Annotated in this window: 12 protein-coding genes and 1 tRNA gene; 2 read left to right on the top strand and 11 right to left on the bottom strand. The window is 61.8% G+C overall.

Annotated features, from left to right (window positions below; genetic code table 11):
- The first annotated feature begins 104 nt into the window (after nucleotides 1–104).
- Nucleotides 105–548 (top strand): hypothetical protein, encoded by a 444-nt coding sequence (locus R2J75_RS17345; protein WP_316410700.1) that lies wholly within the window; start codon nucleotides 105–107, stop codon nucleotides 546–548.
- Nucleotides 549–1,065: 517 nt separating this feature from the next.
- Here the strand turns inward: R2J75_RS17345 and R2J75_RS17340 are convergent.
- From R2J75_RS17340 to R2J75_RS17325, 4 genes are all read right to left on the bottom strand, one after another.
- Complete coding sequence (locus tag R2J75_RS17340; RefSeq protein ID WP_316410699.1) at nucleotides 1,066–1,554, bottom strand: hypothetical protein; 489 nt, start codon at nucleotides 1,552–1,554, stop codon at nucleotides 1,066–1,068.
- 33 nt (nucleotides 1,555–1,587) lie between these two features.
- Nucleotides 1,588–2,058 (bottom strand): hypothetical protein, encoded by a 471-nt coding sequence (locus R2J75_RS17335; protein ID WP_316410698.1) that lies wholly within the window; start codon nucleotides 2,056–2,058, stop codon nucleotides 1,588–1,590.
- Nucleotides 2,059–2,123: 65 nt separating this feature from the next.
- Entirely contained in the window at nucleotides 2,124–3,044 is a 921-nt protein-coding gene (locus R2J75_RS17330) for a hypothetical protein (protein WP_316410697.1), read from the bottom strand.
- 63 nt (nucleotides 3,045–3,107) lie between these two features.
- Entirely contained in the window at nucleotides 3,108–4,178 is a 1,071-nt protein-coding gene (locus tag R2J75_RS17325) for a tyrosine-type recombinase/integrase (RefSeq protein ID WP_316410696.1), read from the bottom strand.
- Nucleotides 4,179–4,325: 147 nt separating this feature from the next.
- Here R2J75_RS17325 and R2J75_RS17320 point away from each other — a divergent pair.
- Nucleotides 4,326–4,402, top strand: a tRNA-Met gene (locus tag R2J75_RS17320).
- A 35-nt stretch (nucleotides 4,403–4,437) separates the two neighbouring features.
- On the opposite strand, the gene R2J75_RS17315 is transcribed toward R2J75_RS17320, so the two are convergent.
- From R2J75_RS17315 to R2J75_RS17290, 7 genes are all read right to left on the bottom strand, one after another.
- A complete protein-coding gene (locus tag R2J75_RS17315) occupies nucleotides 4,438–5,688 on the bottom strand; it encodes an ATP-binding protein (RefSeq protein WP_316411609.1) in 1,251 nt (416 codons plus the stop codon).
- Nucleotides 5,689–6,013: 325 nt separating this feature from the next.
- On the bottom strand, nucleotides 6,014–7,360 hold the full coding sequence (locus R2J75_RS17310; RefSeq protein WP_316410695.1) for a Fic family protein: 1,347 nt from the start codon (nucleotides 7,358–7,360) through the stop codon (nucleotides 6,014–6,016).
- A 439-nt stretch (nucleotides 7,361–7,799) separates the two neighbouring features.
- Entirely contained in the window at nucleotides 7,800–8,750 is a 951-nt protein-coding gene (locus tag R2J75_RS17305) for an ATP-binding protein (RefSeq protein ID WP_316410694.1), read from the bottom strand.
- Entirely contained in the window at nucleotides 8,669–9,013 is a 345-nt protein-coding gene (locus tag R2J75_RS20010) for an AAA family ATPase (RefSeq protein ID WP_394365860.1), read from the bottom strand. Before R2J75_RS20010 ends, R2J75_RS17305 begins: the two co-directional genes overlap by 82 nt.
- 396 nt (nucleotides 9,014–9,409) lie before the next feature.
- Nucleotides 9,410–10,102, bottom strand: coding sequence for an aquaporin Z (aqpZ, locus tag R2J75_RS17300; protein WP_243329107.1), 693 nt, complete (start codon nucleotides 10,100–10,102; stop codon nucleotides 9,410–9,412).
- 208 nt (nucleotides 10,103–10,310) lie between these two features.
- Nucleotides 10,311–11,723: a hypothetical protein gene (locus tag R2J75_RS17295; protein ID WP_316410693.1), complete on the bottom strand. Its 1,413-nt coding sequence runs from the start codon at nucleotides 11,721–11,723 to the stop codon at nucleotides 10,311–10,313.
- Between the two features lie 203 nt (nucleotides 11,724–11,926).
- Nucleotides 11,927–12,244 (bottom strand): thioredoxin family protein, encoded by a 318-nt coding sequence (locus tag R2J75_RS17290; protein WP_243329109.1) that lies wholly within the window; start codon nucleotides 12,242–12,244, stop codon nucleotides 11,927–11,929.
- Between the last annotated feature and the right edge of the window lie 6 nt (nucleotides 12,245–12,250).

Genomic DNA, 12,250 nt, shown 5'->3' with positions numbered 1-12,250 from the left:
TTGAGACATGTGCGACTACTCACACGCACCCCGCGACCGTGGATGCTCGGGTGCTTCCTACAGATCGCCAAGCCATAGGAACGGCTGGCATCAAGGAGACATCAATGAGCAATCCCATCACCAAGCCAGAGACCGACCGGCTAAGCCTCACCCTGACCAAGAAGACCATTCGGGACCTCAGGCTTCTTGCAGCCTTCAGAGACTGGGACAATCACACGCTTGTGGAAGACCTTCTTCAGCGCGCTGGGCTCTCTTGCCTTGTCGCCGAGGCTCTGAACCGTGAAGCCCACCAAGAAGCCTCGCCCACAGTCGTAGAAGCTAACCCACACAAGGCGGAAATGCCGCCCAAGATCGAAGTGACGCCCAAAATGAAGGTGACGCCAAAGACGGTGGCGAATCCCCAGCCGCAGCGTGCCACCGTCCCCATTGCCATGCAGGAGAAGCCTATGCCGATGTATGTGGAAATGGTCCCCGAAGAACCGCCTAAGGTTAGTAACCCCGAGGCTGGGTCTGGTGTCCACCCCGATGATGAAGACATTCCCTGGTAACGGAATGAGGAGATCGTGTGCCCATGGCACGTGGTCTGCTTTTGAGCGAACTAGACGATGCAGCCTCAGTCCCCTGATGAGACTTCGACACCCATGTTCTCCCAATCGTGGCGGGCAAATATTACCCGCAAGGAATATAGTTAAGGGCTCTGCTCGATAGAAACATCGACCACATCCTTGCACAGACATAGGCGGAATCAGCGCAGACAGCAACACAGCAGAATGATGGTGAACATCAGGAAATTCATGCGTGGCGCGCCTTCTAGAGGATTCAGGGAACTGCGACAGCGAGCATGCAGTGTATCTTTCTGATGGAAGCCAGCACCGCACAGCCGCCGCGAAGAACGCAGCCCGAGCCATTTCCCGAGGAACAATCAATGCAACTCGGCACTCTCTCCTCGATGGATAGACGCGACCGCAATGGCGCCCCGATTCAGCACACGCTGGTCATGACAATTCATTTCGAACCTGTAGCCGTAGCTTCACCGCGTTACCGACCTGGTTTTAATGCCAATTCTCAACGATGTTCTGGGGGTCCAAAAAGGTCCCAATTCAATGGGCAGAAGGCGGTGAAGAAGCACGCACCATGGGTTTCGTAATAGCCAACTGCGTAATCAGGAACAAAACACAATTGCCCAGATCTTTTGACAACCAGTAGGTGTTTGGGAGAAGGCTTCATGCTTGTGGTTTCATGAATCGGCATCAGGGTGATTGACCCACCAGATAATTCCCACGTGCCATAGGCAAGACCAATGGGTCCTCCACATGCGCTATGAGCAATCGCGTATGTCCCGTCCCTCATCAGTGTCAATTTTTTGGAATTGCCAAGTCCTTGGAAATGATAATATTCTCCAGGTAAAGATGATTGCTGAGGGCTAACTGTCGTTATAGGACTTGGGATTATGAAAGAATGTTCATCTTTTGCTGGTTGGTGCATGGACTGAGCGCCCAGTGGAATTGCTGCCACCAATGCAAGAACAAATTGGTTTGCACGTTCGATCCTCATCGTATTTTCCACCCATTTCCCATGAATCAACGCTTATCTGATCTTTACGAGTTGATGCCCCTGGAATTGCCATGACTGAGCAGGAACTATGCCCCGGGGATAATCTAGTTCCTCGAACAAGAGTTCAAGGCACCCGGCTTTGAATACTACCTTCGGAAGGTCGCCACCATTGCCGATGCGAGGTGAAACCCAGATGTCGCCCTTCTCCCTCACTTCCAAGATGTGGAACCAAGCTGTGTCGGCAGCGTTCAATTGAATCAGGAAGACCTCGTCACCGAGGTCCCCAGAGGGGCGGAAGGAGGCGAAAAGGAAGCCCCGGGTTGGGAACTCTGCAATGCGTCTGCCCCTGCAGACCAGGTAACTCTCGCCGTTCCCTTTCCCTACAACCTGCACCTTTCCTCTCCGGGAGGACCAAGCATCGAATACCTCAGGTCGAACCGGGGTCTGAGTGAATGCAGCCACGGCGACCAGGGCTGCAAGTGAATAGACAATGGCTTTGGTCACAGGGCTCCAGGGAACAGGATAGGGCTGGTTATCTCCTATTGATCGTGAGTTCCTTGCACTACTTATTAGCAACCGTAACCTGATCCATTCCAAAGTTCGGTGGGCTTGCCTGGGAGGATGCGTATGAGGATGAAGCTGTTGGCTTCATAGTTGTGGTATCCGAGAACAAGTTCAGGAATGCCGTCGCCATCCACGTCAAACGCATCAAGGAATTCGTAGACGGGAATTCCGGCATCGGACTCTGCCGCACCTTGCCCTGAGACTTCCCAGATGGTCTTTGCATCCCCTTGTGCCTGGACTTGGACAAGGGCATTGAGCACCTTCAGTTCTTCGCCTACCTTCCACAGGACCTCAAAGAAGGCAACATCCCCCCTGCTTTCTCCCAGGGATATCCAGTTTCGTAGAAACTCCTTTGCATTCACGTCCTGCGCCAAGTCGAATTTGGTGCGTGCTTCCGCCAGGAATTTAGCCTCAATTTCCTGCCTCCTGCTGGTCGGGAGGGTTGAAGCCCAGGACCTCTGCTTCGGGAGTTGGAACGCAGCAATGAATCCTTTGATGCCACGTGGCACGGATGTACGGTTACCCTTCTCCGCCCACTCACCCTTTCCCAGCACGAGCTCATTGCAAGCGACCTGGACCGGCTTGTATGACTTGATCCTCAAGAGCCCAAGTTCCTTACCCATGAAGAAGCCGCTCACAACAGGTTTGGCTTTCAGGGGGAATCGTTCGACCGGAATAGAGGGCAATGGTGCCTTCTCCGCTTCGGGGTCTAGGGAAATGTCTACGAGTGAACCCCCCTTGACTGCAATCAGCGGGTAGGCGTCAAGATCACCTTTATGTTTCGGGTCCCGGCTAATCTCCACCCAGGCAAGAAATGGCGGCGGGGTCGCATTCTTCATGGATTTACTTCGTATCCATAACCCCGCCGCCACCGACACCAGGGCAATTCCAATAATGCCGACAACGATCGCTTTGGTTCGAGTCATCACGCGAGCTTTCTCCTTTTGGCTATGGAATTAGAGCCATTATGGCATAGGCTCTACAGGGGATCAGATTCCTGAGACCACTCGGGCTGGCTCAATCCCCAACCCCAATTTCATGCTCATGATCTCCTGTGCCTTCCGTTTGTTCTCCAATGCCGACTCCACGTAGATCATGGTTGTGGTGACAGCCTTGTGCCCGAGCAAGCCCATGATTTCTGTAATGGGTGTCTTTGCCACAGTGGCATGGAGAGTCGCAAATGTTGCCCTCAATCGGTGCTGTGTGACGTTTCCCAGTCCGAGGCGGAGGCAGACCCGCTGGAGAGCCTTCTTGCAGAATTGGGGGCGGTGAGGTTTGCCATCCTCAGCGGGAAATACCCATTCGCTCAGGGTCTTCGGCATCCCGTGAATGGCATTCCAGAGCCACTCAGGCACAGGCAGGACCCGAGCCTCCCTGCCTTTGGATTTCCCAACGACATAGGTCCGCTGCTGAGGGTCGAACCATTCCCAGCGCATCCCGAGTGCTTCCGATTCTCGCAGCCCAAGCCCAATCATGACCCGGAGTATCACCTGGACGTGTGGGTTAGTCGCGGTTCGGTCAACAGCCTCAAGGAACTCATTGATCCTGGCGGCGGGAAGGACAGGGCGAGGTTTCTTCTGAACGCGCAAGAGACCGATCTTCATCGGTTGCCCCTTGATGAACCCCGACTTGAAGCCGTAGTTGAGCAGCACCTGGAGAGTCTTCAGGATGTTGTTGATGGTCCGTGGCGAGAGCCCAGCAGTCGTGGCGTCTGAACGAAGGTTTTCCACCTGGCTACTCCCGATCTGGTCGGTCCTGGTCGAACCCATCCGGGGCTGCAGCCATTTCCGAAACACGCATTCCGTTGGAACAAGGTGCCTCTGGCTGAAAATTCCTTGATGGGTCCGTAGCCACTGGTCGAAGACCTCCTTGAGAGTCGGTATACGGCTGATGATCCTGTATTGCCCTTCCAGGGCTTCCCGGCGCTTGATCTCCAGGACCTTCTTTGCGGTGGCGAGGTCCGTTGCCTTGGTCGAGCCGTGGAGCCTTTGTCCATTGACCCTCAGTTCGTAGTGCCAGAACGGACCGATCTTCTTGAGACCGGGATGGGAACTTGCCATGGGATTCCTCCTGGGTGAGGAGGGATCACCTGGATGTTCGGCTGGAGCCTGTTGTCACCAGGACGCCACAAGTCCGTTAGACGGGGCTTGTGGGCAGGATGCAAGAGACCCCAGAAATCCTTATGGGACTTGCATTTATCTTTCCGGCGCGGGGTGGAGCAGTCCGGTAGCTCGTTGGGCTCATAACCCAAAGGTCGCAGGTTCAAATCCTGCCCCCGCTACCAATCGGAAGGGGTTCGGCAACTGCCGAACCCCTTCGTCATTTCCAGGGCTTCCATAGGAAACTCACTGGCACGGCGAACATTCCTTCGCCGAAGCCCGCGCAGGTTTCTCCGTCGTAGAGAACCACGCCGGTCCTGAACCGCTGTCCTGCATCTTCCTTGAGTTTCCTGAGCCCGCGGAAGTCCTTGGGGGTGACGGTTGCCGCAGCCTTGATCTCGATGCCGGCAAGTCCAGCCGCGCCACGGTCGGCAATGAGGTCGACCTCGATGCCTTCCTTGTCCCGGAAGTGGTAGAAGCGGGTCGGCGAGGCACCCCAGTCGGCCTGTCGGCGAAGCTCCTGGTAGACGAAGGTCTCCAGTAACTGGCGAAGTGTCCCGCGATCTTTCCAGAGGGCAGGTCCGTCCAGACCCAGGAGAGCGCAGGCCAAACCGGTATCTCCGAAATGCAGCTTGGGCGTCTTGATGAGGCGGCTGAGGCGATTGCTGTGCCACGGCTGGAGTTCGTCGAGGAGGAACACGTTCTCCAGGAGCGTCGTGTAGTCCCGGATGGTCGGCCGGGTCAAATGGAGGGGGGCTGCGAGGTCACTGATATTCAATAGGCGAGCCGTCTGGCCTGCCGCGCCCTCCAGAAGCCGGGGCAGGACATCCAGGGACGCGATCCGTGCCAGATCACGCACATCCCGCTGGATGATGGTTTCGAGGTAGCTGCGATACCAGGTTGCGCGACGGTGGGGGGACGACCGGGCCAGGGCCGCCGGGTAGCCGCCGGCGGCGATCCGGTTCGCCAACTCACCCCCGAGTCTGGTCGCCGATTCGACCCGGAAATCACCGTCGAACAACCGGTCCAGGAAGGAGGACGGGCAGGCTGTGAGTTCGCATTGAGCCAGGGGGTGGAGCCGGATGATCTCCATCCGGCCCGCGAGGGAGTCGGATAATTGCGGGACCAGGAGGACGTTGGCCGACCCGGTGAGCAGGAAACGACCCGGCCTGCGGTCACGGTCCACGGCGGCCTTGAGGGACGCGAAGAGGAAGGGCACACGTTGGACTTCGTCCAGGATCGTTCTTTCGCCCAGGTCGGCCACGAATCCCACGGGGTCGGCCGTGGCAGAGGTCAGGGCAATGGGGTCGTCAAACGAGATATATGCATAATTCGTGGGTAAGCCGACCGCTTTCGCGAGCGTGGTCTTGCCGCACTGGCGAGGGCCGTGGACCAGGACGACCGGGGTATCCTCCAAGGCTTCAAGGAGGCGCGGGACGGCGAAACGGGGATAGAGCGGAGTGGGGTCCATGGCGTCCAATTGTAAGGTAAGGCTCCGTCCATTTGAAACGTATTAGTCCGTCCAAATGAAAGCCATCAATCGTGCAACCGACTGACGGCATCGCTAGGCCGGGTGCCCAGAATTGAAGCAAATGCCCATCGGTGTTTCTTTAAGTTAAATATTTTCACCATATAAAATTCAAAAATCCATGCGCTCATAACCCAAAGGTCGCAGGTTCAAATCCTGCCCCCGCTACCAATCGCAAAAGGGGCTCGACGCAAGTCGAGCCCCTTTTGCCTTTTGCTATGCAAGCCCGGATGGCATTCCGGAAAGCCCAGTCCTCGTGCCCTGCCTGTCACCGGCCATGGCTGGACATCCTGACGGCCAGGTCCTCCGGAGCGAGGAACACGAAGGCGCGCCCTTCCTTGACCTTTTCGAGAAGGCCCAGGGCTGCCAACCCCAGCAGATCGGTTCTGGCAGTCTGGTAGACAACGGCATGGGTTTTTTGGTGGTCCTCGATGCGATAGGCCGTACCGGGATGTTTCAGCGCATGGGTGAGCAGGGCCTTTTGCCGGTGGTTGAGCCTGGCTCGCAAGGCTGGCGACTCCGCCAGCATGCGCTCCGCGCCTCGTTGTTCCTTGGCCTTTCTGGCGAGGTAGTCATGGAGTCCTTGGATGGCCTTGCGGATGGTGGCGAGTTGGTGAATGAGGAAGTAGGTCGTGTCCCCACCGTCGGTCTGGGTGAGGAGATATGCTCTTCCATACTGGGCTGGGGCCTTGCGCAGGATGTGGGAGATCGAGATGAACTTGGTCAACCAGTACCCGCTGCGCAGCATGGACCAGTAGAAAATGCCCCGTGCGGTCCTGCCGTTGCCATCGGCGAAGGGGTGGTCATAACCGATCATGAAGTGAAGCAGAATGGCCCTGAGAACGGGATGCACGAAGGGCCGGTCGTCCTCACCGGCGTTCGCGAACGCGCACAACCGCTCGAGGCGTTCCGGGAGCTCACGGTAGTCGGGTGGCTGGTGAAGAAAGGTGCCGGTGTCGGTGCTGACGACATGAACGTCGTTCGCCCGGCGTAGCCGCCCCACATCAAGGGGATCGTCCAGGGTGTGCTCCGATACCAACCGATGGACTTCACGGATGCGGCCCGGGGTGAGAGGCTCGTCCTTGAATCCCTGGATGGCCTGCAAGGCCATGAAGTTGTTGAAGATCATCTGCTCGCTGCGATCCTTCGGCCTTCTGCCCGAACGAAGCATCTCGGCGGCCACCTTGCGGGTCGTGGATGCGCCCTCCAATTGGCTGGACGTAATGGCTCCCTCAATGATCGATTTCAGGAGATAGCGGTCCCGGGTCGCAGGTGTGGCGGCCTCGCTGACGGACCGGATTTCCCCTGCGGCGTCCTGGTCAATGTGGTGCAGATCGATCAGGATGGGCTCCGGAGAGCCGAAACGGAAGGGCAGCCCCTCCTTGTCCAGGAGTGGGAGGGGCTTGGAAATGGCTTGTCGGGCCCACTTGATGCCGAGCCACCATTTCTCGTGATCCAGGGGTTCGGGCGGGTTTCGATGCCGTAACTCATCCCAGTGGAGGTAGGCATCCCTTACCAAGGGGCCTGGCTGGAGATGCAAAATCTCCTGGATGTCCCCGGGTTTAAGGAGGTTGAACAAGCCAGATAGGCCGGGCGGCCGATGGGGCAGCTTCATGGCATCCTATTAAAAATGACCCCGATTAGGAGTTCGCTAGTGGGTTAAGCCCAAGGACCGGCGGCGTCCAGAAAATACTAAAAATGCTACCAAGTAGTAGGTGGTTGGTATCTGCGGGCGGGTGTTTGCTTGCCTGTCGGTGCTGGGCGGCAGAGTCGGGAAATGAAACTCAGGATGGCTTGACCGGGGAGGCGGAAGGTCTCCACCGGGTGCCCAAAAATGAAATGAAATTCCTAGACTGACGCTGCGGGGCAGCGTCCCTTCCGGTCCGCCGGAGGCGGATGCCCGTGCGCAGCCATGCCGCGGGGTGAGCCGAAGGCGAACCCAGGTTCAAATCCTGCCCCCGCTACCCATCGGAGTTGTGAACAACGCCTTGAATCTCAACGATTCGAGGCGTTCTTTCGTTGCCTGGCAAAGACCGGAAGCCCTCGCGGGTGCCTCAGGTCGGTGTTTCGGTCAGGAAATCCAGGACGTGCTGCCAGCGGATGCCCTCGCGCTGGGCCTGCCCAACCTCATCCATGGACAGGACAAGTTTGGGATGGTTGTCGGGAATCCGCGCAAGGCTTCCGAATTCCCTCAGGAGGGTCTCGGGGCCGGCGAGCAGGTATGCCACCTGGATGTAGAGGCGCTCGCCGTGGCGTTCGGCGATGAAATCGATTTCACCCTGGTCGAGGATGCCGACCTTCACCTGATAGCCACGGCGAAGGAGTTCCAGGAAGACCACATTCTCGAGGAGGCCGCCGACATCGGGCTCCCGGTATCCGAACAGCGCATGCCGGAGGCCCAGGTCCCCCAAGTAGTACTTGTCCAGGAACTCCAGGTTTTTCTTCCCCTTGATCTCGAACCGCCCGGTGCGGAAGAGGAGGAAGGCATTGCAGAGGTGGGCGAGGTAGCTCAGCACCGTGTCCGCAGTGATGCGGGTCTGCTGGTTCTTGAAGTAGGCCGCGATGCTCCGCGCGGAGACGGGACATCCGCAATTGTCGAAGGCGAAGGACAGGATGCGTTCCAGGTGTCCCACATCCCGGATGGCGTGGCGCTTGACGATGTCCTTCAGGAGGATCGTGTTCAGGATCGCGTTCAGGAACGGGAAGACCTGGTCGTCGACCAGGGGGAGGACATGCAGCCCGGGAAGGCCGCCATAACGAAGGAACTGCCGGAAGCATCCGGTCCTGTCCGTCGTATCGCCTGCAGCATGGCGGAAGGCCAGGAATTCGGAGAAGGAAAGCGGGTAGACCGGAATCTCCACATAGCGGCCGGTGAGCAGGGTCGCAAGATCCGTGGAAGGCAAATGGGCGTTGGAACCGGTGATCAGGACATCGGCCAGCCCCTGGGCGAGGACCGAGTTGATGGCCTTCTCCCAGCCTTCGATCTCCTGGATCTCGTCCACCATGAGGTAGCGGGGGCAGGCTGGCTCGCGAGGGTGTCCTGGATGGCCCGGTCCAGATCCAGGTAAGTCCGGACGCCATCCCAGGCCACGAGGTCTTTGTTGATGCTCAGGATCTGGGCGGCCGGGACCCCCTGTGCCAGGAGCTCTTCACGCACTTGGCCCAGCAAGGTGCTCTTCCCGACCCGTCGCATGCCGGTGATGACCTTGACGATGGGTTTGTCCAGGTAGGCCCGGATCCGGTCCAAGTATGATGAGCGAGCTATCATAAATCCTTCGAATACGATCGACAGTTGATCCGAATCCGTTAAATTTGTCGTGCATGATCGACGGAAGTGCAACGAGATGGTGTGCGTTCGTCATAGGGTATTGAAGAAGAAAGGCGTTGTAACCGGATTGGTACCCAGGTGTTGTTGCGGGTATAATCGTTGTAAATAGATGGTTTGCAATGCGCGCTTCCCGGGCTCAGAACCCAGAGGTCGCAGGTCCAGCGCCTGCCTCTACGCCCCCTCGCAACGGTCGACGGATGTCGAGCGTTGCGGGGGGGGCTGAGGCTTGGGGGAGTCCGCGCGGGGTTCGGCGCGTTGGCGGTTGGGTTGACCTCCGGCGCCCGCCAGGGGGGGCGGTTCCGGTGGTCAGCCGTTCGGCCCTCGCGGGCCCGGGGGTCACTCCGCTTCGAGGCGGGGGAAGATCCAGCCGGCGACGAGGGCGCCGAGAAGGGGGGCGACCCAGAAGAGCCAGAGCTGGCCCAGGGCCCACCCGCCCTCGGCGAAGAAGGCCACGCCCGTGCTGCGGGCGGGGTTCACGCTGGTGTTGGTGACGGGGATGCTCACCAGGTGGATGAGGGTGAGGCAGAGGCCGATGGCGATGGGGGCGAAGCCGGGGGCGGCCTTCCGGGCGGTGGATCCCAGGATCACGAGGAGGAAGAAGCAGGTGAGGACGGCTTCCGTGAGGAAGGCGGCGCCCAGGCCATAGCCGCCGGGGCTGTGGAGGCCGTAGCCGTTGCTGGCGAAGCCGCCGGGGGTGAAGCCGGGCTTGCCGCTGGCGATGGCGTAGAGGACGGCGCCGGCGGCGATGGCGCCCAGCACCTGGGCGATCCAGTAGGGGACGAGGTCCTTCCAGGCGAAGCGCCCGGCGGTGGCCAGGCCCAGGCTCACGGCGGGATTCAGGTGGCAGCCGGAGATGGGGCCGATGGCGAAGGCCATGGTGAGCACCGTGAGGCCGAAGGCGAGGCTGACGCCGTGCAGGCCGATGCCTACGCCGGGAAAGGCGGCGGCCAGGACGGCGCTGCCACACCCGCCGAGCACGAGCCAGAGGGTTCCCAGGAATTCAGCGGCGAGACGCTTGGTGAGGGACATGCTGCCTCCGTGGGGGGACCCCGGGCGGGGGCGTCCGGGGCGAGGTTCCAGGACTGCGGGCCGGTGGGATGCGGAATTCGGCGCGTCGGCCGGGCGCGTCGATCCGGGGGTCAAGCGGGAGCGTTGAGCCACGATAGCCCCGGACGGGGGCGATGACAACCATGTGGACCCAGGCCGACCTTGGAAAATCCATTGAGGCCGCGCGGGGTCAAGCCTCCCGTTTCGGGCGGGGGAAGAGGACCTCGGCGCAGTCCGGGCAGCAGCCGTGGGTGAACGTGGTGTCGGTGTGGGTGGAGATGTAGGATTCGACCTGCTCCCAGTAGCCGGCGTCGTTGCGGATCTTCTTGCAACGGGCGCAGATGGGGAGGATGTCCTTGAGCACGCGGATCTGGTCCAGGGCGGCCTGGAGCTCGGCGATGGTCGCCTCGCGGGCGGCCTCGGCCTCGGCGCGGCGGGCCAGGGATTCGCCGAGGGCCTGCGTGCTGGCGGTGATGCGCTCCACCTCGCTGCCCTTGCCATCGGTCAGCTGGGGCAGGGCGCCCATCCGCCGGAGTTCCTGGTCCGCGGCCTCCAGGGGCTGGACCATGTGGACCAGCACGTAGCGGAAGGAGAAGGCCAGGACCAGCAGCAGGCCCGCGAGGACGAGGACGTGGCGGACCAGATGCGCCTGGGTGGCCGCCATGGTGGCCTGGGCGCGCATGCGGACCTGCTGGGCGGCGGCGGCGCTCAGGGCCGCGAGGCCATCCAGGGCGGGCACGGAGACGGCGGTGATCCGGCGGATGGGCATCGGCGCCCGGCCCTGGGCCAGGTCCGCGAGCCCGGCGTCGTGGAGGGGGCGCGCGACCTGGGTCCACTGGGCCCGAAGGTCGGCCACCCGGGCCTGGAGGGCCGGCGCGTGGCCGATCTCGGCCAGCTGGGCGACTTCGTCCCAGAGGCGCTCGCCCCGGCCGCGGGCCTCGGCGACGCGCTCCCGCTGCGCCGGGGTTGCCGATCCGGCGGAGATGAGCTGGAGGGCCATGAAACTTTCCGAGCCCACCGTGTCGCGCAGTTCCAGGGCGGTGCTGGCCAGGAGGGCCAGGGGGATCGTGCTGTCGCCGGGCTCGAACTGCTGGGCCAGCGCCTCCAGGCTCTTCTGGATGGCCTGGATGGCCCGGGTGGCGGCGAGGTACCAGGCGTCGGCGAGGGCGGGGTCCTGGCCGACGCGGACCAGGATTTCGCTCACGCGGACCCGGAGGGCCCGGACCTCCTGCAGGCGGGCTTCGACGTCGGCGGCGTGGGGGATGGCCCCCTGGCGCAGCGGGCCCTGAAGGGCCTGCCAGGCGGACTCGGACCGGGCGCGGCGGCGGTCCAGGAAGGCCAGGTCCTCGGGGGCGGGGATCTCGGTCCGGCGGAGGAGCACGGCGGCGCGCCCCCGTTCGAAAGCAAGGTTGTTGGCCATTTCCAGGATGCTTTCGGCGAGGATCGAGGCCCGCACCCGGTCCTGGGCATGGCGATGGGCTCGCCAGTTGAGCTGCAGATGCCCGAGGGTGACCGCCAGCGCCCAGCCGCCCAGGATGAGGAGGGAGCCCAGGAGGACCGTGCGGATCGAGGCCTGGGCGGGGTGGCGGGTGAGCCAGGTCATGGCTGGCGGCTCCGGGGTGTCAGGGGTCCGGGGGGCTCGCGGTCGAGGCCGTCGAGCGGGCGGAATGCATCATACCCCGGACGGCTCCACAAGCCTCCGGATCTCTGGCGCGGCGAACCGCCGGCGGTGATCGGCGGGGGAGACGCCCAGGCCGGCGCGGAAGGTCCGCCAGCGGGTGCTGGGGTCGCCCAGGCCGGCGCGGGTCAATCCCCGGCCACGAAGGCGAGGATGCCCTGGCGGCCCAGGGCGCCCACGCGGCGGCCGACGAGGGCCCCGTCCCGGAAGAGGAGGAGGGTCGGCAGGGCCAGGACCCCGAGGGCCGCGGCGGTCGCGGGGTTGGCCTCGCTGTCCAGCTGGACCACCTTCAGGGCGGGGTCCAGGGCCGGGGCCAGCTGCTGGAGGGTGGCGCCCAGGGTTCGGCAGGCGCCGCACCAGGGGGCCCACACGTCCACGAGGGTGGTGCCGGAGGCCACGGCCTCGCGGAAGGTGGCGTCGTCCACGGCGGGGAAGGGGGTGCTCATGGGGGG

It is taken from the genome of Mesoterricola sediminis (assembly GCF_030295425.1).
GTDB classification, from domain to species: Bacteria; Acidobacteriota; Holophagae; order Holophagales; family Holophagaceae; genus Mesoterricola; species Mesoterricola sediminis.
The sequence above is the reverse complement of the archived record's forward strand: the minus strand, read 5'-3'. Positions and strand labels throughout refer to the sequence as shown.

Bases quoted from the DNA above. Each gene is read 5' to 3' on its own strand.
- R2J75_RS17345 (WP_316410700.1), top strand. From the start codon at position 105: ATGAGCAATCCCATCACCAAGCCAGAGACCGACCGGCTAAGCCTCACC.
- R2J75_RS17340 (WP_316410699.1), bottom strand. From the start codon at position 1,554: ATGAGGATCGAACGTGCAAACCAATTTGTTCTTGCATTGGTGGCAGCA.
- R2J75_RS17330 (WP_316410697.1), bottom strand. From the start codon at position 3,044: ATGACTCGAACCAAAGCGATCGTTGTCGGCATTATTGGAATTGCCCTG.
- R2J75_RS17325 (WP_316410696.1), bottom strand. From the start codon at position 4,178: ATGGCAAGTTCCCATCCCGGTCTCAAGAAGATCGGTCCGTTCTGGCAC.
- R2J75_RS17315 (WP_316411609.1), bottom strand. From the start codon at position 5,688: ATGGACCCCACTCCGCTCTATCCCCGTTTCGCCGTCCCGCGCCTCCTT.
- R2J75_RS17310 (WP_316410695.1), bottom strand. From the start codon at position 7,360: ATGAAGCTGCCCCATCGGCCGCCCGGCCTATCTGGCTTGTTCAACCTC.
- R2J75_RS17305 (WP_316410694.1), bottom strand. From the start codon at position 8,750: ATGGTGGACGAGATCCAGGAGATCGAAGGCTGGGAGAAGGCCATCAAC.
- R2J75_RS20010 (WP_394365860.1), bottom strand. From the start codon at position 9,013: ATGATAGCTCGCTCATCATACTTGGACCGGATCCGGGCCTACCTGGAC.
- aqpZ (WP_243329107.1), bottom strand. From the start codon at position 10,102: ATGTCCCTCACCAAGCGTCTCGCCGCTGAATTCCTGGGAACCCTCTGG.
- R2J75_RS17295 (WP_316410693.1), bottom strand. From the start codon at position 11,723: ATGACCTGGCTCACCCGCCACCCCGCCCAGGCCTCGATCCGCACGGTC.
- R2J75_RS17290 (WP_243329109.1), bottom strand. From the start codon at position 12,244: ATGAGCACCCCCTTCCCCGCCGTGGACGACGCCACCTTCCGCGAGGCC.